At 36.1% G+C, this 21,706-nt stretch carries 19 protein-coding genes and 1 tRNA gene; 10 read left to right on the top strand and 10 right to left on the bottom strand.

From position 1 onward, the window contains the following. Positions 1-7: 7 nt before the first annotated feature. Both PHX18_05900 and polA read right to left on the bottom strand, forming a co-directional pair. On the bottom strand, positions 8-619 hold the full coding sequence (locus PHX18_05900; GenBank protein ID MDD3594141.1) for a hypothetical protein: 612 nt from the start codon (positions 617-619) through the stop codon (positions 8-10). Positions 620-638: 19 nt separating this feature from the next. Further along, on the bottom strand, positions 639-3,500 hold the full coding sequence (gene polA, locus PHX18_05895) for a DNA polymerase I (protein ID MDD3594140.1): 2,862 nt from the start codon (positions 3,498-3,500) through the stop codon (positions 639-641). Between the two features lie 110 nt (positions 3,501-3,610). Here polA and PHX18_05890 point away from each other — a divergent pair, with 110 nt between their 5' ends. The 4 genes from PHX18_05890 to PHX18_05875 all read left to right on the top strand — a co-directional run bounded on the left by PHX18_05890 (position 3,611) and on the right by PHX18_05875 (position 10,124). Further along, entirely contained in the window at positions 3,611-3,757 is a 147-nt protein-coding gene (locus PHX18_05890) for a hypothetical protein (protein MDD3594139.1), read from the top strand. A 36-nt stretch (positions 3,758-3,793) separates the two neighbouring features. Beyond that, on the top strand, positions 3,794-6,925 hold the full coding sequence (locus PHX18_05885; protein MDD3594138.1) for a hypothetical protein: 3,132 nt from the start codon (positions 3,794-3,796) through the stop codon (positions 6,923-6,925). Between the two features lie 587 nt (positions 6,926-7,512). Continuing rightward, complete coding sequence (locus tag PHX18_05880; protein MDD3594137.1) at positions 7,513-9,444, top strand: ribonucleoside triphosphate reductase; 1,932 nt, start codon at positions 7,513-7,515, stop codon at positions 9,442-9,444. After that, positions 9,435-10,124 (top strand): anaerobic ribonucleoside-triphosphate reductase activating protein, encoded by a 690-nt coding sequence (locus PHX18_05875; GenBank protein MDD3594136.1) that lies wholly within the window; start codon positions 9,435-9,437, stop codon positions 10,122-10,124. The genes PHX18_05880 and PHX18_05875 overlap by 10 nt, the downstream gene beginning before the upstream one ends. Positions 10,125-10,154: 30 nt before the next feature. Here the strand turns inward: PHX18_05875 and PHX18_05870 are convergent, their stop codons facing one another. Further along, positions 10,155-10,487 carry a phage holin family protein gene (locus PHX18_05870; protein ID MDD3594135.1) on the bottom strand — a complete coding sequence of 111 codons (333 nt, stop codon included), beginning with the start codon at positions 10,485-10,487 and terminating at the stop codon, positions 10,155-10,157. A gap of 253 nt (positions 10,488-10,740) precedes the next feature. Between PHX18_05870 and PHX18_05865 the strand changes: the two genes are divergently transcribed. The 5 genes from PHX18_05865 to PHX18_05845 all read left to right on the top strand — a co-directional run bounded on the left by PHX18_05865 (position 10,741) and on the right by PHX18_05845 (position 15,107). Further along, a complete protein-coding gene (locus PHX18_05865) occupies positions 10,741-11,313 on the top strand; it encodes a hypothetical protein (GenBank protein ID MDD3594134.1) in 573 nt (190 codons plus the stop codon). A gap of 101 nt (positions 11,314-11,414) precedes the next feature. Continuing rightward, positions 11,415-12,800 carry a cysteine--tRNA ligase gene (gene cysS / locus PHX18_05860; protein ID MDD3594133.1) on the top strand — a complete coding sequence of 462 codons (1,386 nt, stop codon included), beginning with the start codon at positions 11,415-11,417 and terminating at the stop codon, positions 12,798-12,800. A 97-nt stretch (positions 12,801-12,897) separates the two neighbouring features. After that, positions 12,898-14,544: an ATP-binding protein gene (locus tag PHX18_05855; GenBank protein ID MDD3594132.1), complete on the top strand. Its 1,647-nt coding sequence runs from the start codon at positions 12,898-12,900 to the stop codon at positions 14,542-14,544. A 42-nt stretch (positions 14,545-14,586) separates the two neighbouring features. Next, positions 14,587-14,784, top strand: coding sequence for a hypothetical protein (locus PHX18_05850; GenBank protein ID MDD3594131.1), 198 nt, complete (start codon positions 14,587-14,589; stop codon positions 14,782-14,784). A 56-nt stretch (positions 14,785-14,840) separates the two neighbouring features. Continuing rightward, positions 14,841-15,107 (top strand): hypothetical protein, encoded by a 267-nt coding sequence (locus PHX18_05845; GenBank protein ID MDD3594130.1) that lies wholly within the window; start codon positions 14,841-14,843, stop codon positions 15,105-15,107. 220 nt (positions 15,108-15,327) lie between these two features. On the opposite strand, the gene PHX18_05840 is transcribed toward PHX18_05845, so the two are convergent. The 3 genes from PHX18_05840 to PHX18_05830 form a co-directional block, all read right to left on the bottom strand. Further along, a tRNA-Glu gene (locus PHX18_05840) sits at positions 15,328-15,400 on the bottom strand. A 50-nt stretch (positions 15,401-15,450) separates the two neighbouring features. Continuing rightward, positions 15,451-16,230, bottom strand: coding sequence for a TatD family hydrolase (locus PHX18_05835; GenBank protein MDD3594129.1), 780 nt, complete (start codon positions 16,228-16,230; stop codon positions 15,451-15,453). Positions 16,231-16,242: 12 nt separating this feature from the next. Next, positions 16,243-16,992 carry a hypothetical protein gene (locus PHX18_05830; GenBank protein ID MDD3594128.1) on the bottom strand — a complete coding sequence of 250 codons (750 nt, stop codon included), beginning with the start codon at positions 16,990-16,992 and terminating at the stop codon, positions 16,243-16,245. Between the two features lie 108 nt (positions 16,993-17,100). Between PHX18_05830 and PHX18_05825 the strand changes: the two genes are divergently transcribed. Continuing rightward, the gene (locus tag PHX18_05825; GenBank protein MDD3594127.1) at positions 17,101-18,156 is read left to right on the top strand and encodes a hypothetical protein; all 1,056 of its coding nucleotides are present in this window, start codon (positions 17,101-17,103) and stop codon (positions 18,154-18,156) included. An 11-nt stretch (positions 18,157-18,167) separates the two neighbouring features. On the opposite strand, the gene PHX18_05820 is transcribed toward PHX18_05825, so the two are convergent. From PHX18_05820 to PHX18_05805, 4 genes are all read right to left on the bottom strand, one after another. Next, on the bottom strand, positions 18,168-18,500 hold the full coding sequence (locus PHX18_05820; GenBank protein MDD3594126.1) for a peptidylprolyl isomerase: 333 nt from the start codon (positions 18,498-18,500) through the stop codon (positions 18,168-18,170). A 156-nt stretch (positions 18,501-18,656) separates the two neighbouring features. Further along, on the bottom strand, positions 18,657-19,271 hold the full coding sequence (locus tag PHX18_05815) for a P-II family nitrogen regulator (GenBank protein MDD3594125.1): 615 nt from the start codon (positions 19,269-19,271) through the stop codon (positions 18,657-18,659). A 22-nt stretch (positions 19,272-19,293) separates the two neighbouring features. Then, a complete protein-coding gene (locus tag PHX18_05810; GenBank protein MDD3594124.1) occupies positions 19,294-20,748 on the bottom strand; it encodes a hypothetical protein in 1,455 nt (484 codons plus the stop codon). 285 nt (positions 20,749-21,033) lie between these two features. Next, complete coding sequence (locus PHX18_05805; protein ID MDD3594123.1) at positions 21,034-21,327, bottom strand: GIY-YIG nuclease family protein; 294 nt, start codon at positions 21,325-21,327, stop codon at positions 21,034-21,036. Positions 21,328-21,706 lie beyond the last annotated feature (379 nt).

The following is a 21,706-nucleotide window of genomic DNA, read 5'->3' as shown; positions in this document are numbered from 1 at the left end:
TTCTGCCTCAATTTGTTCTTTGTTTTGCCAGGGTTGTATTTATTCCGCCGAATATTTTATTTATTTCTGCTGAGGGTATATTATAAATCCCGTCTGCGGGGGTAACTTTTACCATAACCGTCTTATCATTATACTCGCTTACTGATACGAACATCGGTTTTTGTCCTTTGTAATTGCAAAAAATTCGACCGCTTTGACTGTCAAATGATACTAAATTTATATCGGATTTTTCAATAGTGCTGACAACAGCCATAAAGACATTATCATATCCGCCCTGATAATAGTTTATATATTGGGTTAAAGAAGAGTTTATATTGTCATTAGGCAGTAGCGGCGCCTTTTTTATATTTTTCAGATTTTCCACATTAACATTCAACGAAGGTTTTTGCGCATTAGCCGGCATAATAACAGGCGCTACATAAACCTTGTCCGAATTAATCGTCTTTGGCTGTGTTCCTCTCCCTGTTTCTATTACCGGTATAATATTAAGCTGTATATCCTCCAGTTGCATATTATTAGCATTAGTTACGGTTGATTTTGATTTGTACACAACATCTGCAAAGCCTGCGTTCATAAAAAGCAGTAAAACCATCAACGATAAAAATACACCTAATCTCATATACACTATCCTTATATTGTTATTTTGTTTCCATCCAATTGCCGCCGTATTCAATGTCTGCCACCAGAGGCACATACAAAGGCTGCGAAAGTTCCATACATTCTTTTGTTATATTAGCAATTTCGTCAATCTGCGCCTTGCTTGCCTCTAAAATAAGTTCGTCATGAACCTGTATAATCAGTGTAGCATCCAGCTGTTTAGATTTTATCTTATTTTCCAATTTTATCATAGCCATTTTTATTAAATCAGAAGCTGTACCTTGCAAAGGCGAGTTTATGGCGGCTCTTTGGGCAAATTCGCGAATGTTGCGATTTGAACTTCTAAGCTCTTCGTTAAAATATCTTTTTCGTCCATAAAGCGTTGTTACGTAACCGTTCTGAACCCCAAAGCTTAAAGTTTCTTCCATATACCGTTTAATATCAGGATAGGTTTCAAAGTATTTATCTATAAACTCCTGCGCCTCTTGTTGAGAAATCCCGAGAGTATCGGCTAAACCGTATTTTGTCTGCCCGTATACTATACCGAAATTCACGGCTTTTGCTTTTCGGCGCATATCTTTGGTAACTTTATCCATACTTACCCCAAACACTTTGCTTGCGGTAAGAGAGTGGATATCCTCATTGTTTCTGAAAGCTTCCGTAAGAGTTTTATCTTGCGAATAATGAGCAAGCAGCCGAAGTTCAATTTGGGAATAATCTGCCGTTAAGATGTAATAATTTGAAGGGTCTTGAGGAACAAAAGCCCCTCTTATTTTAATACCTATATTTGTTTTAATCGGAATATTCTGTAAATTGGGGTTAGAGCTGCTTAAGCGTCCTGTTGTTGTAACTGTTTGGTTGTAGCTTGTATGAAGCCTGTTATCCTTTTTGCTTATAAGCAGCGGCAAACTGTCTACAAAAGTGGATTTAATTTTTGATAAATGCCTGTGCTTAAGGATTAAATCAGCTATTTCATAATCTTTCGCCAGACTTTCTAAAATATCCGCGCTTGTGCTGTAACCGGTTTTGGTCTTATTTTTACCCTTAGGCTGTATCTGCAGTCTTTCGAACAGAATTTCACCTATCTGTCTGGGTGAGTTAAGGTTAAAATTCACACCTGCTATAGCAAGAATTTGTTTTTCCAATTCAATAATTTTACCTTCAAGCTCCAAAGAAAGCGTATTAAGATATTTCACATCAAGGCTGACCCCTGCTCTTTCCATGTTATAAAGAACTTTCACAAGCGGCATTTCAATCTTGTAGAAAAGGTTTTTGTCATCTTCGTCGAATTTTTCAATATGATACTTAGCAAGCTCCATGGTTGCATAAGCATCGTCACAGGCGTAATGAGCGGCTTGTTCTATACAAACCATATCCATGGTAATTTCGTTTTTACCTTTACCTATAAGCTCTGTTATTTCCTGCATTTCGAACTTCAAATACTTAAGAGCCTGCTGCTTCAATCCGTGTTTTGCCGCTGAATCATTGACATAGCTGGCTATCATAGTATCAAAAATTACATTTTCAAGCTCAATATTATGGTTTTTCAAAATATGGTATTCAAACTTTGCATTTTGGGCTATTTTGGCAATGGTTTTGCTTTCAAATACAGGTTTTAAAAGCTCAATTACTTTATCAGGGTCAAAATACCTAGCCTCATTATGGTTTATGGGTATATAATAAGAAACGGTTTCTGCCGTATCATCTTCGCAGATTAGCTCTGAATTTTGCACTTTAACAGCTTTATTTAAAGCAAAAGAAACACCCACAATTTTTGATGTAAGAATGTTCAGCCCGTTTGTTTCCGTGTCAAAAGCAAACACTTCCGAGCGGTTCAAATCTTCAAGCAAAGTGTAAAATTTTTCCTTAGTATCTACCGTAATTCTTTTTATCTCATCTTTTTTAAAAGGTGCGCTAAAAGCCTGGCAAGATTGAGGCTGAATAGAAAACAGGCTTAACTGACCTTCATGGGGTTGTTCGTTAAGTTCCTGCATTTTTGGTGGTTTTTCTTCAAAATTAAAGAGCTTCAAAATATCATTTATGTTCTTTAACATACTGTTAAACTCATATTTGGCGAGAAAATCATGCAATTTTAAAGGGTCAGGGATATCCAAATGGGCTGATTCAAAATTAAAGTCAATGTCAACATCCTTGCAAATTCTTGCCAAAAATTGACTCTTATAAGCCATGTCTTTTTGTTCTTCCAGCTTTGTGCGCACAGAGTTTGAAGAGATTTTATCAAGGTTTGCATAGATATTATCAAGCGTTTTAAACTCGTCAAGAAGCTTTGCGGCTGTTTTTTCGCCTATTCCCTTAACCCCCGGGATATTATCAGAGGTATCGCCCCTTAAGGCCTTATAATCAACTATTTGTTCAGGGTAAACGTTTAATTTGTCATACACCTTTTGTGTATCATATTCGACAAGCTCTCCTTTTGAAGGGATTAGAACTTTTATAAAACCTTCTTCATCAATAAGTTGGAACGAATCCTGATCTCCCGTCAGGATTATTGAATGATGCCCAAGCTGTTTTGCTTTTGTAACAATAGTGCCGATTAAATCGTCCGCTTCAAAACCTTCCAGCGTATAAACCGGGATATTAAAAGCTTCGGCACTGTCTACTATTGCCTGCATTTGAGTGCGTAGAGAATCCGGCATGGCTTCTCTGTTTGCTTTATACTCTGAATATTCCTCTGTTCTAAAGGTTTCTCTGCCTACATCAAAAGATATCGCTATAGCATCGGGTTTAATCTTTTTTAAAAGGTCGACGATTGACTTTACAAACCCAAAAATCGCCCACGTGGGGAACTTCTCCGAAGTCTTCATCCCTGTGCGCTCAAGTGCAAAATACATACGATAAGCAAGTGCATGTCCGTCTATTAAAACTAAAGTTTTTTCACCCATAACATATCCCTTTTCTACAGAATATCATGGAAAGATACGTAAATAAGCAAATTTTATTTATTTTTTACTTTTATTTATACATATAACAGTTGGCAAAACAGTGGTAGGGCATGGAATTTTTCAACGTATTAGGGGAAATAAAACGTAATCGCGGGCAGTTTAAAAAATGGGAAGAAACTGGACACAACGACGATTTGCGCAGACAAGCTTTATATGACGCACATAAACCTTCTGTCGAAAAAATGCAAACGGCATAAGATTTAGGCAACAGGGTCATTGATGTAGTTACATTAATGGATCAGCACTCAGAAGATATATCAGAAGATATGGAAGCCGCTACTCAGCCTGCACAAGCTTTGGCTAATGTTGCGGGTTTAGCGGTCGGCTTGGGCGGCGCAGGATTTATAACCTATAAAAATGAAAGAAGGCTGAATAAAAAGCTGCAAGAGTTTTTGAAGGCAAATTCAATAGATTATACTTCTGATATATACCGCAACATTGAAGCAGCAAACCCTAAAAAATATTTATCTAGAGGAGATCTCCTCAATCCTAAAAGATTAAAAAAAATGAATATTAATATTCCTCCAGAATATGCCGCTGCACTGCAAAAACATACTAAAGAATGGGCAAAAATCTCTAAACCTTTAAAAATATGGAGACCTATAGCCGTTACCCTTGCTGTAACCGTTCCTATAGCTGCGTTTGTAGGTTCAACATTATATGGAACCAAGCTGCAAATCGATGCTTCAAGAATAGCTCGTTATCAGGCACGAAAAGAAATTGAAGACCCTAAATACTCCGTGAACTATACCCCCGAGCAGAGAACAAAAGCAAAAGAAGCCGTCAAAAATCGCCCTTCTGAAAAAAGAAGTTTCTGGCAAAAACGCAAAGGTGATGATGACAGGAAAGGCTTTTGGAAAAATATGACAGGTCTTATAAAAGACCGCAAAAGTTATAATGAATGGAAGAAGAATGACACGGACGATGCCAAAATCGTAACTCGTGAATTAACCGAACAAGAAATAAAACAAGCAAAGTCTGACCAACAGGTGATTCACAGAATCGTTAAAAAAGTAAACAATAAAGCGGAAGAATACTCCGAAAACATGGAAACATCAGCAGAAGTTATTCTCTCAAGCTCACTTTTAGGCGGTCCTGTTTTAGGCGCTATATCATCATTTATTGTAAGTAAACTGGGTATCGCAAAAGCAGTTAGTAAAAAATTAATAAAATCTTCAACAGGCAGCGATGAAATTGTAAAAGATTTTGTAACATTCTATGCAATGAAGCAAAAACAAGACCCGGATGCATATAAAGCAGCTTTAAAAAATCTCAGCAGCAAACTTAATAATAACATACGGGAAAAACTTCGCACGGGGAGTAAGATGGCAAAGTTAAAAAGTGTCTTGAGCAGACTTTCCATAACACCTGCCGGCAGATTTGCTATTTTAGCCGTTCCAACCACTGTGATAAGCATGTTTATAGGTATTATGACAGCGTTGAAACTGCAAAAAGCAGCAGCAAGAGCAGGCAGATTCGTTGCAAGAGAAGAGTTTAAGAATAATCCGCAGGAATATCTGAGTTATGATGAAAAAGAGATTGAATCCGTCAAAAATATAAAAGCGCCTAAACAATCTGCGTTTAATTCTTTTATTGAGCATATCTCCTTCTTGCCTCGTTCCGTTAAACATTATTTCCGATATCAAGAATATAAAAAAACAGGACTAAAAGAGGAAAAAGAACTCAAAAAAGAACTCATGAAACAAGAAATAAGCGAAAAACAGCTGAAAAATGCAAGAAATTTACAAAGGAAAGTATTTAATACATTTGAAAAAGTTGATGAAAACTCCCAAAAATACTCAGAAACAATGGAAGCAGCCAATCAGATGATTCAACCTTTGATTTATATTGGAGGCTACGCTGCATTTTTATCGCCGCTGGCAGTTATCGGAATTCTTGTTGCAAAAGGAAAGTTGAGTGTCGGCAAAGTTGCTGATAAAGCTTTTGATATGATGGCATCTTCAAGTAAACTGATGAAAAGCAAACTTTTCAAACGCCACTTAAGAGAAGTCGGAAATAATATAACTGCAAATATAGAGCGTCAAACAGTTCCTGAAATATTACAAAAAATAACCGCTGCTTTAGATCTTAGAGCAATACAGACAAGCGGTAAAATATCAGCATCCGATTTGAAAAATAAAATACCCGTATTAAAACAAATTATAGAAGACTCCGGGCATTATGAGTTCTTTAAATTGCAAAGACTTATGGATCTGGATGATATAATAAAACTGCTTCCCGCTGATATTAAAAGATTTTTCCCTGCCACCACCAGATTATCACAGGAACAAATGCTCCGTATACTTGACAAATTAGACGCTTTGCCGCTTGAGAAAGTTCCCGATATACAAATCAATGTCGGTGCGCTTAAAAAATTGGCGGAACAAGGCAAAAACAGTATCAGCAAATTATACGGTTTAAATCCAAAATCAAAACTGGCAGACTTGGTTAAATATGTAGATAACCTTGATGAAGCAGGGTTTAATAAATTAAAAGGACTTATTGAAGCAAAAGTCGAAAAAACACTCTCATCGGTAAATCTTGAAAATATTAATAAAGAACAAGCCTTGAAACTCGTGGGCTCTATAGAATCACTTTTAGCAAAAACGGGCTGGCAGGACGAGGCGGTGACCGGCTATATCAGAACAGCAAGAGAAGCCATAGGCAAAATTCAATCAAATGATGTACAGAGCTTATCTGCAACAGCCAAACATTTTATACATGAAATGCTTTCCACAATTCAGCTGAAACAAATAGACGAACCTAAACAACTGCTGGCAGAATTTGTAAGAAAAGCACACAAGATAATTCCTGATATAGAGCTTTCTTCGCAGGCTATATTCAACAAACTCAAATCATCTGTGAATAAAATGAGCGATGCAGAATTTGCAAAATTAAATTCTGAAGAAATTCAAGCTTTAGTCCAAAGATACCTGCCTAAGCTGGAACTGGGCAAGTTTAATAAAAAGTCGGCATTAAGTATTATTGAAAGGCTTGAAAAAGTTATAAATAATTTCCCTAAAGGTGAAGGTAAGGCTGAATTCGCAAAAATATTTAATAAGATTCAAGCAGACCCTGTCAAAACTTATATATTATTGAAAGAAAATCCTGAAAAATTAGCAAGCTCTTTTATGACGCCCACCTTAAAAGCTATGTTAGCAGCAGCAGGAATTTCTTGGGGATTATGCTGTACCTTTATGTCATATCTGCTCGCATCATATTTTGCGAAGTTAGAAAAAGAAGCCGGCAGACTGGGCGTTATGAAATCTCTTGAAAGTCTGCAAGACCACAGGTATTATGCAAATGAAGAAGTTGAAGAGGATAAAAAATTGCCTTTGCCCAACAGTCCAATCCCAAGCAGCTGATGATAAATAACATGCTGCAATCCAACTTCAAAGCCTTCGGTGTTTAATAAGTTATACTGCGCCTAAAAACCCCGTTATTTTAGATCTGGCAGCATTTTCAGGCATGGATTTTGTTAATTTTATGTAAACAAAAATACGGTGGAAAACCCCTAAAAGTAACTCTTCTAAATTTCATGTATGAAGCAGTTTGACAAATAAAAAAAATTGAGATAGCATTGGAAAACGATTTAAGGAAAGCAGGGTGAGCTGGGCTTAGTCGAAGCTTGGCGCAGACTTAGTTAAAGTTTGACGCAGGCTTAGTCGGAGCTTAGCGTAGGCTTAATTGAAGTCGACGTGGGCTTGGTTAAAGCCCGACATGCAATCCCCTCACTGGTCCGCAGCCGTTATAGTCGGAATGCTTATTTCGTAACTACCTCGAGACAGGAGATTAGCTATGGGAAGTTTATCGCTGCAATAAAGAAATCAACACCTGTCAGTGTTGTTTTTTTGTGTATAAAATTTTTCAAAAATGATTTTCCTGCAAGTTTGATTAACGTCAAACATTATTTTCACATGTAAAATCACGGAATTTTAGAAGGAGATTCATTATGAACAGAACTGTAAAAACAAATGAGCAGGAAAGAGTGAAGGCTGGCTTGCCTCTTACAAACCCCTATCACTCAAAAATAGAAACTGCGCACGAAAACAATGTTTATAACCTGAATAACATTGTAAGCGTCGCTAATGTAAAAATGGTTGACGAGTATCTGCAAAGGCTTGACTGGCAGGTAAACGAAAACTCTAATATGACCTATTCAATACAAGGATTGAATAACTACATTTCTTCTAACATAAGTAAAAATTACTGGCTTAATAAGATTTACACTCCGGCAATCAGGAATTCCCATCAAAACGGAGACCTTCATATCCATGATTTAAACATGATAAGCGTTTATTGTGTGGGCTGGGATTTAAAAGACCTGTTATCGGAAGGTTTCACCGGAGTGGACGGTAAGGTTAAATGCGCTCCGCCAAAGCATTTCAGAACCGCTTTAGGTCAAATTGTGAACTTCCTGTACACAATGCAGGGTGAGTCTGCGGGCGCGCAAGCCTTCTCTAACTTTGATACGCTTTTGGCTCCGTACATTAAATACGACGGACTGGATTACGAGCAGGTAAAACAAGCTATGCAAGAGTTTGTTTTCAACTTGAACGTACCTACAAGGACAGGCTTCCAAACCCCGTTTACGAATATAACAATGGATTTAAAAGTTCCAAGCTATTATGCAAATCAGGCTGTAATTATCGGCGATGAAATTAAAGAAGAAACTTACAGCGAATTTCAGAACGAAATGAATATTATAAACAAAGCATATTTTGAAATAATGATGAAAGGCGATAATTCAGGTCAGGTATTTACTTTTCCCATCCCTACCTACAATATTACAAAAGATTTCGATTGGGAGAATCCGCAGCTTGACGGACTATGGGAAATGTCTGCAAAATACGGCATACCATACTTCTCAAACTTCATTAATTCTGATATGAGCCCGGAAGATGCACGTTCTATGTGCTGCAGATTGAGAATTGACAACAGAGAACTTGAATACAGGGGCGGCGGATTGTTTGGTTCCAACCCTCTGACAGGTTCAATCGGCGTTGTTACAATCAATATGCCGAGAATCGGGCATCTTGCAAAAAGTGAAAGAGAGTTCTTTGCACTCTTAAGTGAAAGAATGGAGATAGCAAAAGAAAGTCTTGAAATCAAAAGAAAAATTCTTGAAGAATATACAGAAAAAGATCTTTATCCATACACAAAATTCTACTTAAAGGACATAAAAGCACGCTATGGAGTATTTTGGAAAAACCACTTCTCTACAATCGGGCTTGTAGGTATGAATGAAGCTTGTACTAACTTCTTAAACAAAGATATCGGGACAAACGAAGGTAGGAAATTCGCTCTTAAAGTTATGGATTTTATGAGAAACAAAATTAAACAATTCCAAAAAGAAACCCATAACAACTATAATTTGGAAGCAACTCCTGCGGAAGGCACTTCATACAGGCTTGCAAAACTTGATAAGCAGTTCTTCTCTAAAATTCAATGTGCAAACGACCTTGAATACGAAAACTTCAGTGCAAAACCGTTCTATACAAACTCTACTCACCTGCCTATCAATTATTCTGATGACATATTTGAAGTACTTGATTTACAAGATGAGCTGCAAACTAAATATACAGGCGGTACTGTAGTTCACATCTTTGGCGGAGAAAGAATTTACGACTTGAACGTAATGAAGAATCTTGTTAAAAAAGTTTGTGAAAATTATGCGCTGCCATATTTTACCTTCTCACCGACTTTCAGCAGCTGCCATGAACACGGGTATCTTGCGGGTGAACACTTTAAATGCCCTAAATGCGGCAATGATTGTGAAGTATTCTCAAGAGTTGTGGGCTACATAAGACCTGTTAACCAGTGGAATGAAGGTAAAAGGAGCGAATATAAAATGAGAAAGACTTATAAAGTGGAATGCAAATAAATGGTCTTCAAAAATCATCTCTGATAGATTATCCGTCTAAAATCGCAGCTGTAGTGTTTACACAAGGCTGCAATTTTAGATGCGGCTACTGTCATAACCCTGCGCTTGTACAGCCAAATAAACTTGAGCTGAAAAACGAAAAAGAAATATTAGAGTTTTTGAAATCAAGGGTAAACAAAATAGACGGAGTTGTAATTTCAGGCGGTGAACCGACTTTGCAGAAGGATTTGCCGGCTTTTGTAAAGAAGGTAAAAGAAATGGGCTTTGCCGTAAAACTTGATACAAACGGTACAAACCCCAATATGGCGGAAAAACTTCTTGAGCAGCAATTTATAGACTATATAGCAATGGACATCAAGGCTCCTATTGAAAAATACAGCTTGATTACCAATACCAAAGTTAATGAAGTTAATATTTTAAGAAGTATAGGACTTGTGAAGCAGCTGGCTGACAACGGAGAATTCAGAACAACCGTTGTAAAATCCCGACTGGGATTTGATGATTTTGAGAAAATAGGTGAAATGATAGAAGGTGCTTCGAACTATTACTTGCAAAAATTCCTGCCTGATATTACACTAGACCCTTCTTTTATAAACGAAACAACTTACAGTGATGCCGAATTTATAACCATTAAAAATAATATGAAGCAATACGTCAAAAACGTTGTTATAAGAGGATAAATTTGAAGTTAACGGCTCAGGGGCTGAAAATTAATCCACTCCGCTTATTATAACGCTTAGAACAGAGAAAACTAATGCGCCGAGAAACGCCGACCAAAATCCCACAATTTGAAACCCCGGAACTAATTTGGCTGCTAAAAGCATCATAAGAGCGTTAACTACAAGTGTAAACAGTCCCAACGTTAAAATATTGATAGGTAAAGTTAACAAAATCAACAAAGGTTTTATAACAGCATTTATAAGGCCTATAACCACTGCAGCTAAAAGCGCCGTGCTAAAACCCGCAATACTAATTCCCGGAACAATCCAGGCAATAAGTAACAAAGCTAAGGCATACAAAACCCATTTTAATAGCAATTCCATAGTTAATTTCTCCAAGTCTTAATATGTTACAAATATATGATTAAATATAAAATATCTCATTACCTGATGGCATTATATTTATATTATAAGAATAATTTTTTTAAAAACCTTCAAAACAATTTCTTCGGGTAATTTAAAATGAACGAATGATTTTTGCCGTATTGTAAACTATTGTAAATATTCTTTTAAAAAAGCTAAAGTTTTCCCCAAAATAGCCGAATACAATATTACGGTCGAAAAATCAGGGGTTGAAATGTCAGTTAATTTTTCAAACATTAACACCAATATAGGAACTACCTACACAGGTATCGTCACAGGGGCTGAGCTTGAAAGTGTATCAAGAGAAATCTTCGGAGAATCAAAAATTCAAGTAAATCCTCAGGTGCAAACTACGCAGCAAACAACTGTTGCCCCTCAGGTAAACACCCAAATTACTCCTCTTGAGCAACAAACCCAAATTAATGTTTATGAAAAAGGCGCTCAAATTGATGTAACTCAAAAAGTTGCTCAGGCAAAAGCTGATTTTAATGTTCAACTATCCCCTCAGGCGCTTCAAAATATTGAAGCATTGAAATCTTTGGCAATCACTCAATTTATGCAAACTCATAAAATTGTAGACGGCAAGATTTTTATACCTGCAGATAATGTAGTTAAAAAATCAGATGTGGAAACAGCTTTTGCTCTTAAATCACCAACTACCACTCAAAATGCCTTCTCTCTTGAAAAAGACAGAAAAGGCGGAAATCCTTTTGCTTATACAAAAATAATAAAACTTGATAACGAAGATGAAGAAACAGAAACTAAGTCTGTAAACTTCTTCGCATAAAAGAATTTAAAAAGCATTCTATCCAACTTAACCATCCGGGCATTATCCCCGGATTTTTTATGTTAAAATTGAAAAAGCAGTCAGATTAATTAAGGTAAAAAATGAAAGTATTTAACTCGTATTCCCGGCAGTTAGAAGATTTAATCCCCTTAGAGGAAAATAAAATTACAATGTACGTTTGCGGTCCTACCGTGTACGATTTGCCGCACCTCGGGCATGCCAGATGTTACATTACATGGGATGTTGTGTTCAGATACTTGAAGTTCAGGGGCTATGATGTTACATACGCAAGAAATATTACAGACGTTGATGACAAAATAATTAACAAGGCAAAATCCCAAAATACCACGCCTAAAGCAATTGCAGAAGAATTTACAAAAGAATTTCATAAAAGCATGAAGGCGCTGAACCTTCTTGAACCTACCATAGAACCTAAAGCTACGGAAAACATAGACGCAATGCTTGAGATAATTAATATCCTGGTAGAAAAAGGGGTTGCTTATGAAAAAGAAGGCGATGTTTACTTTAAAGTAGATAAATTCCCTAAATACGGTAATCTTTCCGGGCAAAATATTAAAGATTTAGAGGCAGGCGCAAGAGTAGAAGCATCAGGCATTAAGGAGAACGCACTTGATTTTGCAATGTGGAAAAAAGCAAAGGATGAAGATGAAATTTCTTGGGACAGCCCATACGGTAAAGGTCGTCCGGGTTGGCATATAGAGTGTTCAGCTATGGCAAAGGGATATCTTGGGAATACTATCGATATCCATGCGGGCGGGGCTGATTTATTGTTCCCCCATCACGAAAATGAAATCGCACAGTCTGAATGTGCTTGTGGAAAGCCTTTCGCAAGATACTGGCTGCACAACGGTTTTGTAACTATAAATAATGAAAAGATGTCAAAATCATTGGGGAATTTTACATCGATAAATAAACTTCTTGAATCTTACGACGCTAACACAATTAAGTTATTCATATTAACAAATCACTACAGACAGCCCGTTGAATTTTCTCAGGAATCTTTAGAATCGGCAAAGGCCGGCATTCAAAGATTGAAAAATGCAGTTAATGACTTGAAAACAGCGCTTAATATAAAGGAATTTTCACCGCCGTCAGCTGATAATAAACATATACAACAGTTTATAGAAGCAATGGATAGTGATTTTAATACATCAAAGGCGCTTTCCGTATTTTTTGAGCTTGCTAATTTAGCTCAAAAAGAAAAAGAAACCGATAAAGAAAAAGCGTTTGAATATATTTCAACTCTGGTTTATTTATCTGATGTTTTAGGCTTTAATCTTACTGAAGTTAAGTCTATCGATAATGATTTAACAGAAAAATTAATGAACCTTATTATTGGTATCAGAAAACTTGCAAGGGAAGAAAAAAATTGGATAATATCTGATAAAATACGTGATGAACTTAATGCTATCGGTATAACCCTTAAAGATAATAAAGATGGCGCTACGGTTTTTGAAATAAAATAATTTGTCGCTTTTCCATAGTCTCAGCATTCGATTTCTCTATATCTTTTTTTATAAGATAATGTATAATAAATTTTAATACTAGCTGAAAATACAAAATATGAAAGTAAGAAAACGAGTAATATATAAAAGAATATTGCTATATCTTATATTATTAGCGGTGATTTTATCTGTTTTTATTTCCGTACAATTTTCGCCGATATATGAGGGTGTTTTTATCATATTATTGGCAGGTTACCTTACTTTGACTTTAATCCAAAAAGATTATCTCTTAATGAAGCTGTCAATAAAGACGGAAAACCAAAAACAGGTTATTGATAATATTACCAAGTACAGTACAGATATATTTCTTTATAAGGATAAAAATTTTAATATTATATTTTATAACTCTACTTTTCTTAATTTACTTGGTTTTACGGAAGAAGAAAACAAAAAATTAGTCGGTAAAAATGATTTTGAGCTTTTTTCTAAAAATCTTGCGCTTCTTATACGTAAATATGACAAAAGGGTAATAAAAAAATCAGAAACAGTAAGGTATAAATTCAAATCAGACTTAGGTGTTACACATGATGTAGTGTCAGCTCCCATTATAAAAAATAAAAAAGTTACCGGAATTATCAGTGTAATCAGAAATATTTCACGGCAGGAAACTTTTCGTCTGGAGCTTGAAACAAAACAAAAAGAGTTAGAAAGTATTCTGGATAACCTGCCTATTATTGCTATTCTCAAAGATTTGCAAGGTAATTATATATGCGTTAATCAGAACTTTAAGGAAACAATGGGCTGCAATGTTATTGATCCGGATAATTTCCCTGCAGCGTTTTATTCACTGCAGGATATGGATGCAATATTGAGGGAAGACAGAGAAGTTATAGAAACTAAAAAAGGATTAATACTTACAAAGCAGCTGCCAATTTCAAAAGATATAAAAGTATGGTATCAGATTGTTAAAATACCGATTTTTAATCAAGACGGAGACGTTGATAAAATTGCGGTATTCCTAAAAAATATAGACGATGAGAAAAAAATAGAAGAACAAAAGAATACTTTTGTTGCAACATTAACTCATGATTTGAAAAATCCTACCCTCGCCCAAATAAGAGCTTTAGAGTTATTTAGCAAAGGAAGCTTTGGGAATGTTACCCCTAAACAAACAGAAATCATTCAACAATTGCTCAATTCATGCAAATACATGCTCAGTATGATTATGACTATTTTAGATTCATACAGGTACGAAGACGGTAACATAGTGCTTAATATTGAAGAATTTAATTTAGCGGAACTGGTAGAGGAAGTATACAACGAGCTTACGTGTCTTGCTAACGAAAGGAAACAGGGTATAATGATTAAACAGCCCGAAGAAGCAAATATTTGGGCGGATAAATTACAGTTAAAAAGAGTTATCTCAAACTTATTATCAAACACTATTAACCATGGCAAAGAGGAAACCAAAATTAAAATTCTTCTGGAAAATAAAAACAAGGAAATAGCGCTTAAAATAGTAAACCAAGGAGAGCATATACCTCAAGAACAATTAAACACTATTTTTGATAAGTATGTATCAAAAACCTCAGTATTTAATAAAATAAGCTCCGGATTGGGTTTATATCTTACACGTAAAATTATTCAATCCCATAACGGACACATATTTGCAGAAAGTACCCTTGACGGTTGTAATACATTTGGTTTTATTATTGATAAAAGTATTAACAAAAACGAATTGGTACTTGAAAATATTTCAGAATAAAATTATGATTGATTAGTAACTAACACAAGCGGGTAATTTAATATGTATCAAGTATATGTCGAAACAAAAGGTGCTTTTGCTCCTGATTTATTGGGTGAATTTTCCGACCTTGAAGAGGCTCGGGAGCAAGCTAAAAAAGCTAAACAAGAGAACCTTGATCTAACTTATCTTATTGAAAAAACAGACGGCACATTTGATAGCTACGGCGAATTATTAACCACATTTATCGAAAGAGGCTAAACCATAAATGAACTTCGTATGCTATAATTAGACGGTTAATTTATGGAGGTTTTGTTATGCTTCAGGTAAGAAATATTCTTTTTAAATCATTTTTACTGGCAATATTGTTGCTTATTATTTCCAATTTACTTTACTCTTTTAATTCTGATTTCTTCTTTGCTATGTTTGAAAAATATTATTTTATAAAACCCGAACAAGCGGCAGAAATGGTCTTTTTCTTATACGGAATAATCAAAATTATCGCTGTATTTTTATTCTTAATCCCTGCCATAGCAATTCATATGAATGAACATTGTAAATGCTGCAGAGAAAAACAGGATTAAACCGGTAGAAAATAATATAAAATAGAATTATAAGTCTTATGTCATATTGGGGTGAAGCAAGCTACTTAAAATACAAAAAAGTAGAAGGTCGGTTGGGTTTTAACCCAACAAAATATTCTGTGACGCCTATACAAAAAAAGAGCCTTAACAGCTCCTTTTTTCAATGGTACCCCGACAATACACAGTTAGAAAAATTTCCACTACGGTCGGAAAAAATATTTACCCCCAGGGGAATTCGAATCCCCGTCTCCACCGTGAAAGGGTGATGTCCTAGGCCTCTAGACGATGGGGGCATATTTGCCTTCACAGTTATTAAATTATCAAAAGCATAAAACATAGTCAACTACTTTTTATCGAGGTTAAATAGTTTATTAGCGTTTCGGGTGGTTGTTTCTGCAACCTCATCAAGGCTTATTCCTCTTAGTTCAGCTATTACAGAGGCAATAATAGGGATATACATCGGTGAATTAACGCTTCCACGGTATGGATGCGGCGCTAAATAAGGTGAGTCGGTTTCTAACAATAAGTAGTTTATATCAATATTTTTCGCTACCTCTTTAGGTTTTAGCGCATTTTTGAAGGTTACCGGCCCTCCTATTGCAATATAAAAGCCTTCCTTTACACATTGCAGCGCAAATTCGCTGCTGCCCGAAAAGCAATGCATTACAACCCCGACCTGAGCCGCATTGGTTTCTTTTAAGATATTAAATGTATCAAGATGTGCTTCTCTGTCGTGGACAATTACAGGTTTTTTAAGCTCTTTAGCAAGCCTTATTTGTTCTCTGAAAACATGTTTCTGCACATCATTAAATGTTTTGTCCCAGTAGTAATCAAGCCCGATTTCACCTACGGCAACAATTTTTTCATGTTGGGCAAGATTTTTAAAATACTCATAGCTCGTACCATCCCATGTTTTAGCTTCTGAAGGATGTACTCCCAATGCTCCGTAAAACATATCGTATTTTTCTGTCAGCTCTATAATCCTTCGGGAATTGTCTTTATTAACTCCGGGGAGAATAACTTTTTTAATGCCGTTTTTTTTCAGCTCTTCTATCAAATCAGGCATGCTGTCTTTGAATTCATCAAAATCCAAATGAGCATGGGTATCTATAAATGTACTCATTGCATCCTCTTTTTAGTAAGGGTGTTTCTTAAAAATCATTTTATAAAGCCCTTCTCTATAATATAAGTCTATCTCAAAAAAATCCCCGTAGAGGTCATAAGCTAATACTTTTGTTTCATAATACTGGGTTTGAAACTCATATCTGTCGCGAATCTGATACCATTTTTTAGGAGGTTTTTGATAAGCCAGTTTTTTATTTATAATTTCATGCTCAAAAATAGGCACTACATTCTTGACTTTTCCGCTTTCTTTAAACAAAACAACTTTCTTTTTATCATATTCACGAGGGGTCAAAAGATAATATCCCTGCTCTATAGTCTGATTTGCAACATACATTTTCTCTGTAACTCTCAACAGCGGATAGGGCGAAAAGTGTAGTTTTTGTGCATCGTAATATTCATCCGGGTCAATCTGGTCTATAAATTTAACCTGGGCATTTTGAAGGTTCTTGAATATTTCTTCGTAGTGATAGTCAGCTTTAGGCTGAGTATTCTTTACTTTATACTCTTCAATTTCTTCTTCTTTTGAAGGCTTCTTAGTTTTTGTTTTCTTATGTTTTAAAGTGACTTCAGGGTTTTGGATATCTTCGTTAATTTGCTCTTCTGTAGGTATTTTGTTATTTTCTGTATTTTCATTGTCCTGATTTTCAACAGGAGGCTCATCTATTCCAAAAAAATCATGCGGTAAATTTTCGGCGAATGACGACAGCTGCAAAATAAGTATTAAAACCAATGTAATTACTAATTTCTTCATACTATACATGTTACTTATTTTACAGCTAAATGCAAATTTATTTACTTAAGAAGCAATTTTTTCTGAGAGATTTACTTTATTTATTTAGGTAAGGAAAAATAAGGTATAAGGGTAGGCATGTCAGCAGTATCAGCAGTAGCACCACCAATATCAAGTCAAGTCGGTACATTAACTAATGTCGGCGGCAAAGTTTTTACATTCCTTGACGGAACTTGGGCAAAAGCTTATGGGCTTGAACTGTATAATGCGCGTAAAGCCGGAGCTCTAAAGGATTTTCACTGGATAGATACATATAAAAACATAACGGCAGAAAAAATGGCTGTACAACATCCAGGGTTCTTCGCAACCATAAAAGGTGGCTTGAAGAAGCTTGTTGGTAAAAAAAGCGGACTTGGAGGGACAAAAATAATTACAGGAACTCAAGTCGAAGTCAGGGCAGCTGCCAAATCTGCGATGAAAACAGCGTATAAAGAAGCTATGCAAAATGTAGCCGAAGGTACTACAAGGGAAGCAGCAAAACAGCAAGCAATGCGGGCAGCCAGAGTGGCAGGAAAAGCTGCTGCAAAAACAGCTCAAGCTGCTGCAAAAACAGCCCAGGCTGCTGCAAAAACAGGTCAGGCTGCTGCAAAAACAGGTCAAGCCGTTGCAAAAACGGGCCAAGCTGCTGCCAAAACAGGCTTTTTCTCGAAATTATTTGGCACTATAGGCAAAAAACTCGGGCCAATCTTAATTGCAGGCGTGACATTATTTAGCATGTATCAGGGCTACAAAGAAGGCGGAGTAGTAGAAGCGCTTAAGGAAGGCATAAAAGGTATTGCAAGTGTGGCATTCTTCTCCTTATCCATAGCTTTGGCTACAGCAGTACTTGGACCTGTAGCACTACCGTTTGCATTCCTCATAGGTATTGGCGGTTGCATGATCGGAGATAAAATCATGAGCTGTATTTTGGGTAAAAGCATAGCGACCCAAAAAGCTGAGTTGGCTGAAAAACAGGAAAAAGAAGTTAAAAAACAAGCATCAGCAAATGGGGCAAATAACTTGAATACAAATAATATCTATGCTGCTTTAGCGCAAATAGATCCGGTTCTTGCCGCAAAAATGGCACGAGATAACAACTATTACAATAATCCGTATATGCCCGGTAATATAAATGGCAATGCTCTCTACGCTTAAGGCTAGTTGAATTATTTTCTGTCTAAAACTTCTATAAGGTGATAGCCAAATTGTGTCTTCACAGGGTCTGATACTGTATTTACAGGCAATGTAAATGATGCTTTGTCAAATTCAGGCACCATCTGACCTCTTGTGAAATATCCCAAATCACCGCCGTTTTTACCCGAAGGGCATTTTGAGTATTTTTCCGCTGCTTGTGCAAAAGTAATCTTGCCGCTTTCTATTTGCTGCTTGACATTTATTGCTTCATCGTATGACGGTACGAGTATATGTGCAGCTCTGACTGAGGTTGCTTCAGGTTGCTTTTGGTAAAGTGCCTTTGACTGTGTTTCGTTGTTATCCATAAAAACTCCTAAAAATAATGTAAACATAATAATTAAAAATAAGTTTAAAACTTTTTTCATAATAGTTACCCCCTTCTTGTAAACAGATAAATAATGTTTGCCTTTTTATTGAATATAACTAATATTAAAATTTTGTCAACAAAATTATCTTAACTATTATTTATCGTTGAAGGAAAAAGACTGCTCAATATTTAATGTAAAGACAATTCCGTTTCCACGTTCGTTAAAAACAGACTGGCTTTTTATAGCTTCAATAATTTGAGGTGCATCTTCAACGGGCGTTAATATAAGAAGCATTTCTTTTTCCGGCGCTAATCTGACGCCAAAGAATATTGCATCCTCTTCTGTTCCCGTACCTCTTGCTCCGATAATCGTACCTCCCTGCGCACCTGCCTGGCGTGCCACTGACATTAATTCTTCGGTATGAATGCGGTTAACTATGGTTACGATTAATTTCATTTCCGGTTCCATTTTTGTGCTCCTGTCTGAAGTAAATACCTTAAATAACAATACGGTAATTTTAAGACTACGGTCTTGCAATGCAGTATTTGATATTGCATTAATAATTTTACATGGGTCAGAGTTTATTATGCTCAATAAAATACATTGCGAATCATAATAGACGCTTTCTCCTTTTTCGTCATGAACTTCCCCCAGCAGCCTTGTGCAGCCTGATACTCCCGCTTTCCTCATTACATCAAGGACATAATCGCCATAGTCCTCGTTTACGGCGACCGCTAAAAGTTTGGTTGTATCGGGAAAATCATTCATGTCTTGCTCCTTGTGTACTTTTTTACATAAATAAGTAAATAGAAACTGCTCCGGTAATCGTCAAAATAACAGTGTAAGGTAACGCAAGCTTTATCATTTGCCAATAAGATAAATCTACCAAAGGAGCAATGGAAGAGGTGAGGAGGAATAAAAGTGCGGCATGACCGTTAGGAGTAGCCATTGCCGGTATATTCGTACCCATATTAACCACAACTGCAAGCTTTTCATACCGTTCATACGAAAATAAGCCTTCTTCATAAGCCCCTTCCATTCCGTTAATAAATACCGACGCAATAAAAACATTATCGCTGACCAAAGAGAGCATCCCGTTAATAAAATACAATGCAAGCAGTTGAATTGTTCCGCTAAAATTAAACACCCAGCCAATAAGCGGTTTTATAAGGTTTTGGTCGTGAACTACGGCAAGAATAGCAAAGAAAATCGCAATCAATAAGACAAAAGGCATGGCATTGTTAAAAGCTTCCGCAAAATCATGTTCTTTGGTTAAGCCTTTAAATGCTGACATAATTATAATAAGCGCAATACCGACAAGCCCGACCTCAGCCAAATGAAATGCAAGCGCGAAGATAAGTAAAAAAGCTACCGTTCCTTGAAGTATATATGTAAATAAAGTCTGCTTGGTCATTTTTATAAATTTCGATTCAAATTCTTTTGATATGGCATTATAAGCTTTTTGCGGTAATTGGTGGCCAAACCCCGGGAACTTTACGGTTTCTAAAATCGGACATAACATAAAACCTACAATAGCAACAGGTACAGATATAACAGAGCAGTGATGAAAAAAGTCTGCAAAAGACCAGCCCATTTTTGTTGCAATTATCATGTTATGCGGCTCTCCTACAATAGTCATTGTGCCGCCTAAAACAGTACCTATAGCGCCGTGCATGATTATATTACGCAAAAATCCTTTAAATTCTTCCATTTCTTTATGAGAGTCTTCTATCTTGGAATACTCACCTGCAACGCTGTGGTATATAGCAAAGAAATTAAAACAAACAGCAATAATTACTGCCATCAATGCCAACGCATCAAGAAACGCCGATAAAGCTGCGCATATAAAGCAAAATGTAAAAGATAACAATTGCTTGTTTTTAACGGTTGTAAAAAGTTTTGCAAATACAAGGAAAACTATGTCTTTTAAATAATATATACCCGCAACCATAAATATTAGAAGCAAAATTGTGGGTAAATTCACAGATACTTCATGATATACGCTTGCCGGGTTAGTAAGACCTATAATTACCGCTTCCAGCGCTAAAAGTCCGCCTGATGGTATCGGATAACACTTTAACGCCAAAGCTAAAGTGAAAATAAACTCTAATAATAACATCCAACCTGCTAAAAACGGACTGACAAAGAAAAATACTATAGGATTAATTATTAAAAAAGCTAATATTATAATTTTATACCATTGCGGTGTTTTTCCCAGAAAACTATTTATAAAAATTTTAAACATTTATCTTTTTACTTCCTAACGAATTGTTTTTTCTCTTTATCCCATTTTCAATAATATCATACAAACAGGCTTTCTGTAAAATTATAAAGCATTTTAAGCGACGTACCGCCGCTGTTGACAAGCCACATGAGCTTTACAGCTAAGAATATCCCTTGGGGGAGTAACATGCCGTGTGAGAGACATGGTTAGCAGCCTTAAAAAATTGGAGGATGTAGTTCTGGCAGCAAAAGCTTATCACGTCATGCTGAACTTGTTTCAGCATCGCATGGTCGTGCCTAGTTTATATCAAATTATTTTTTCATATAAATCTTCAAATGTTGAATTAAAATCTTTGATTAAATTTATTTTCCACTGTCTATGCCATCTTTTTAATTGTTTTTCTCTTGCAATTGCACTCTCAATATCACCCGCAATTTCATAATAAATAAGCTTATTCAGATTATATTGTTTAGAAAAGCCGCCTTCTGCTACTTTATTTTTATGTTCCCAAATACGCTTTACAAGATCAGAAGTAACACCTATATAAAAGACTTTATTATATTTATTAGTCAATATGTAAACATAAGAATCTTTTTTCATAATTAGCTTATTTTATCATAAATGCGTACAACAATGCGATCCTGAAACAAGTTCAGGATGACATTACTTTTTTTATATACATAAACGGGGCTAGGTAAAATGCAAAAATGGAGCGTACGAGACTCGCTTGAGCTGTTGGTGAGTATCACGAAGCCTACAGCTCAGGATACCCCTTGCGGGTAGAACTCGGTATGTTACGACCTTCGGGAGTAACATACTGTGAGAGTCAAAAACATAAGTCGTAAAATGTACAAATGGAGCGTACGAGACTCGCTTGAGCTGTTGGTGAGTATCACGAAGCCTACAGCTCAGGATACCCCTTGCGGGTAGAACTCGGTATGTTACGACCTTCGGGAGTAACATACTGTGAGAGTCAAAA

The sequence above is a fragment of the Candidatus Gastranaerophilales bacterium genome, assembly GCA_028696075.1.
Taxonomy (GTDB): domain Bacteria; phylum Cyanobacteriota; class Vampirovibrionia; order Gastranaerophilales; family JAILCC01; genus JAQVHS01.
Note: the sequence above shows the minus strand (reverse complement) of the source record. Positions and strands in the feature narration are given on the sequence as shown.

Coding starts and splice junctions, on each gene's coding strand:
- PHX18_05900 (MDD3594141.1), bottom strand. CDS start 619: ATGAGATTAGGTGTATTTTTATCGTTGATGGTTTTACTGCTTTTTATG.
- polA (MDD3594140.1), bottom strand. CDS start 3,500: ATGGGTGAAAAAACTTTAGTTTTAATAGACGGACATGCACTTGCTTAT.
- PHX18_05890 (MDD3594139.1), top strand. CDS start 3,611: ATGGAATTTTTCAACGTATTAGGGGAAATAAAACGTAATCGCGGGCAG.
- PHX18_05885 (MDD3594138.1), top strand. CDS start 3,794: ATGGATCAGCACTCAGAAGATATATCAGAAGATATGGAAGCCGCTACT.
- PHX18_05880 (MDD3594137.1), top strand. CDS start 7,513: ATGAACAGAACTGTAAAAACAAATGAGCAGGAAAGAGTGAAGGCTGGC.
- PHX18_05875 (MDD3594136.1), top strand. CDS start 9,435: ATGCAAATAAATGGTCTTCAAAAATCATCTCTGATAGATTATCCGTCT.
- PHX18_05870 (MDD3594135.1), bottom strand. CDS start 10,487: ATGGAATTGCTATTAAAATGGGTTTTGTATGCCTTAGCTTTGTTACTT.
- PHX18_05865 (MDD3594134.1), top strand. CDS start 10,741: ATGTCAGTTAATTTTTCAAACATTAACACCAATATAGGAACTACCTAC.
- cysS (MDD3594133.1), top strand. CDS start 11,415: ATGAAAGTATTTAACTCGTATTCCCGGCAGTTAGAAGATTTAATCCCC.
- PHX18_05855 (MDD3594132.1), top strand. CDS start 12,898: ATGAAAGTAAGAAAACGAGTAATATATAAAAGAATATTGCTATATCTT.
- PHX18_05850 (MDD3594131.1), top strand. CDS start 14,587: ATGTATCAAGTATATGTCGAAACAAAAGGTGCTTTTGCTCCTGATTTA.
- PHX18_05845 (MDD3594130.1), top strand. CDS start 14,841: ATGCTTCAGGTAAGAAATATTCTTTTTAAATCATTTTTACTGGCAATA.
- PHX18_05835 (MDD3594129.1), bottom strand. CDS start 16,230: ATGAGTACATTTATAGATACCCATGCTCATTTGGATTTTGATGAATTC.
- PHX18_05830 (MDD3594128.1), bottom strand. CDS start 16,992: ATGTATAGTATGAAGAAATTAGTAATTACATTGGTTTTAATACTTATT.
- PHX18_05825 (MDD3594127.1), top strand. CDS start 17,101: ATGTCAGCAGTATCAGCAGTAGCACCACCAATATCAAGTCAAGTCGGT.
- PHX18_05820 (MDD3594126.1), bottom strand. CDS start 18,500: ATGGATAACAACGAAACACAGTCAAAGGCACTTTACCAAAAGCAACCT.
- PHX18_05815 (MDD3594125.1), bottom strand. CDS start 19,271: ATGAATGATTTTCCCGATACAACCAAACTTTTAGCGGTCGCCGTAAAC.
- PHX18_05810 (MDD3594124.1), bottom strand. CDS start 20,748: ATGTTTAAAATTTTTATAAATAGTTTTCTGGGAAAAACACCGCAATGG.
- PHX18_05805 (MDD3594123.1), bottom strand. CDS start 21,327: ATGAAAAAAGATTCTTATGTTTACATATTGACTAATAAATATAATAAA.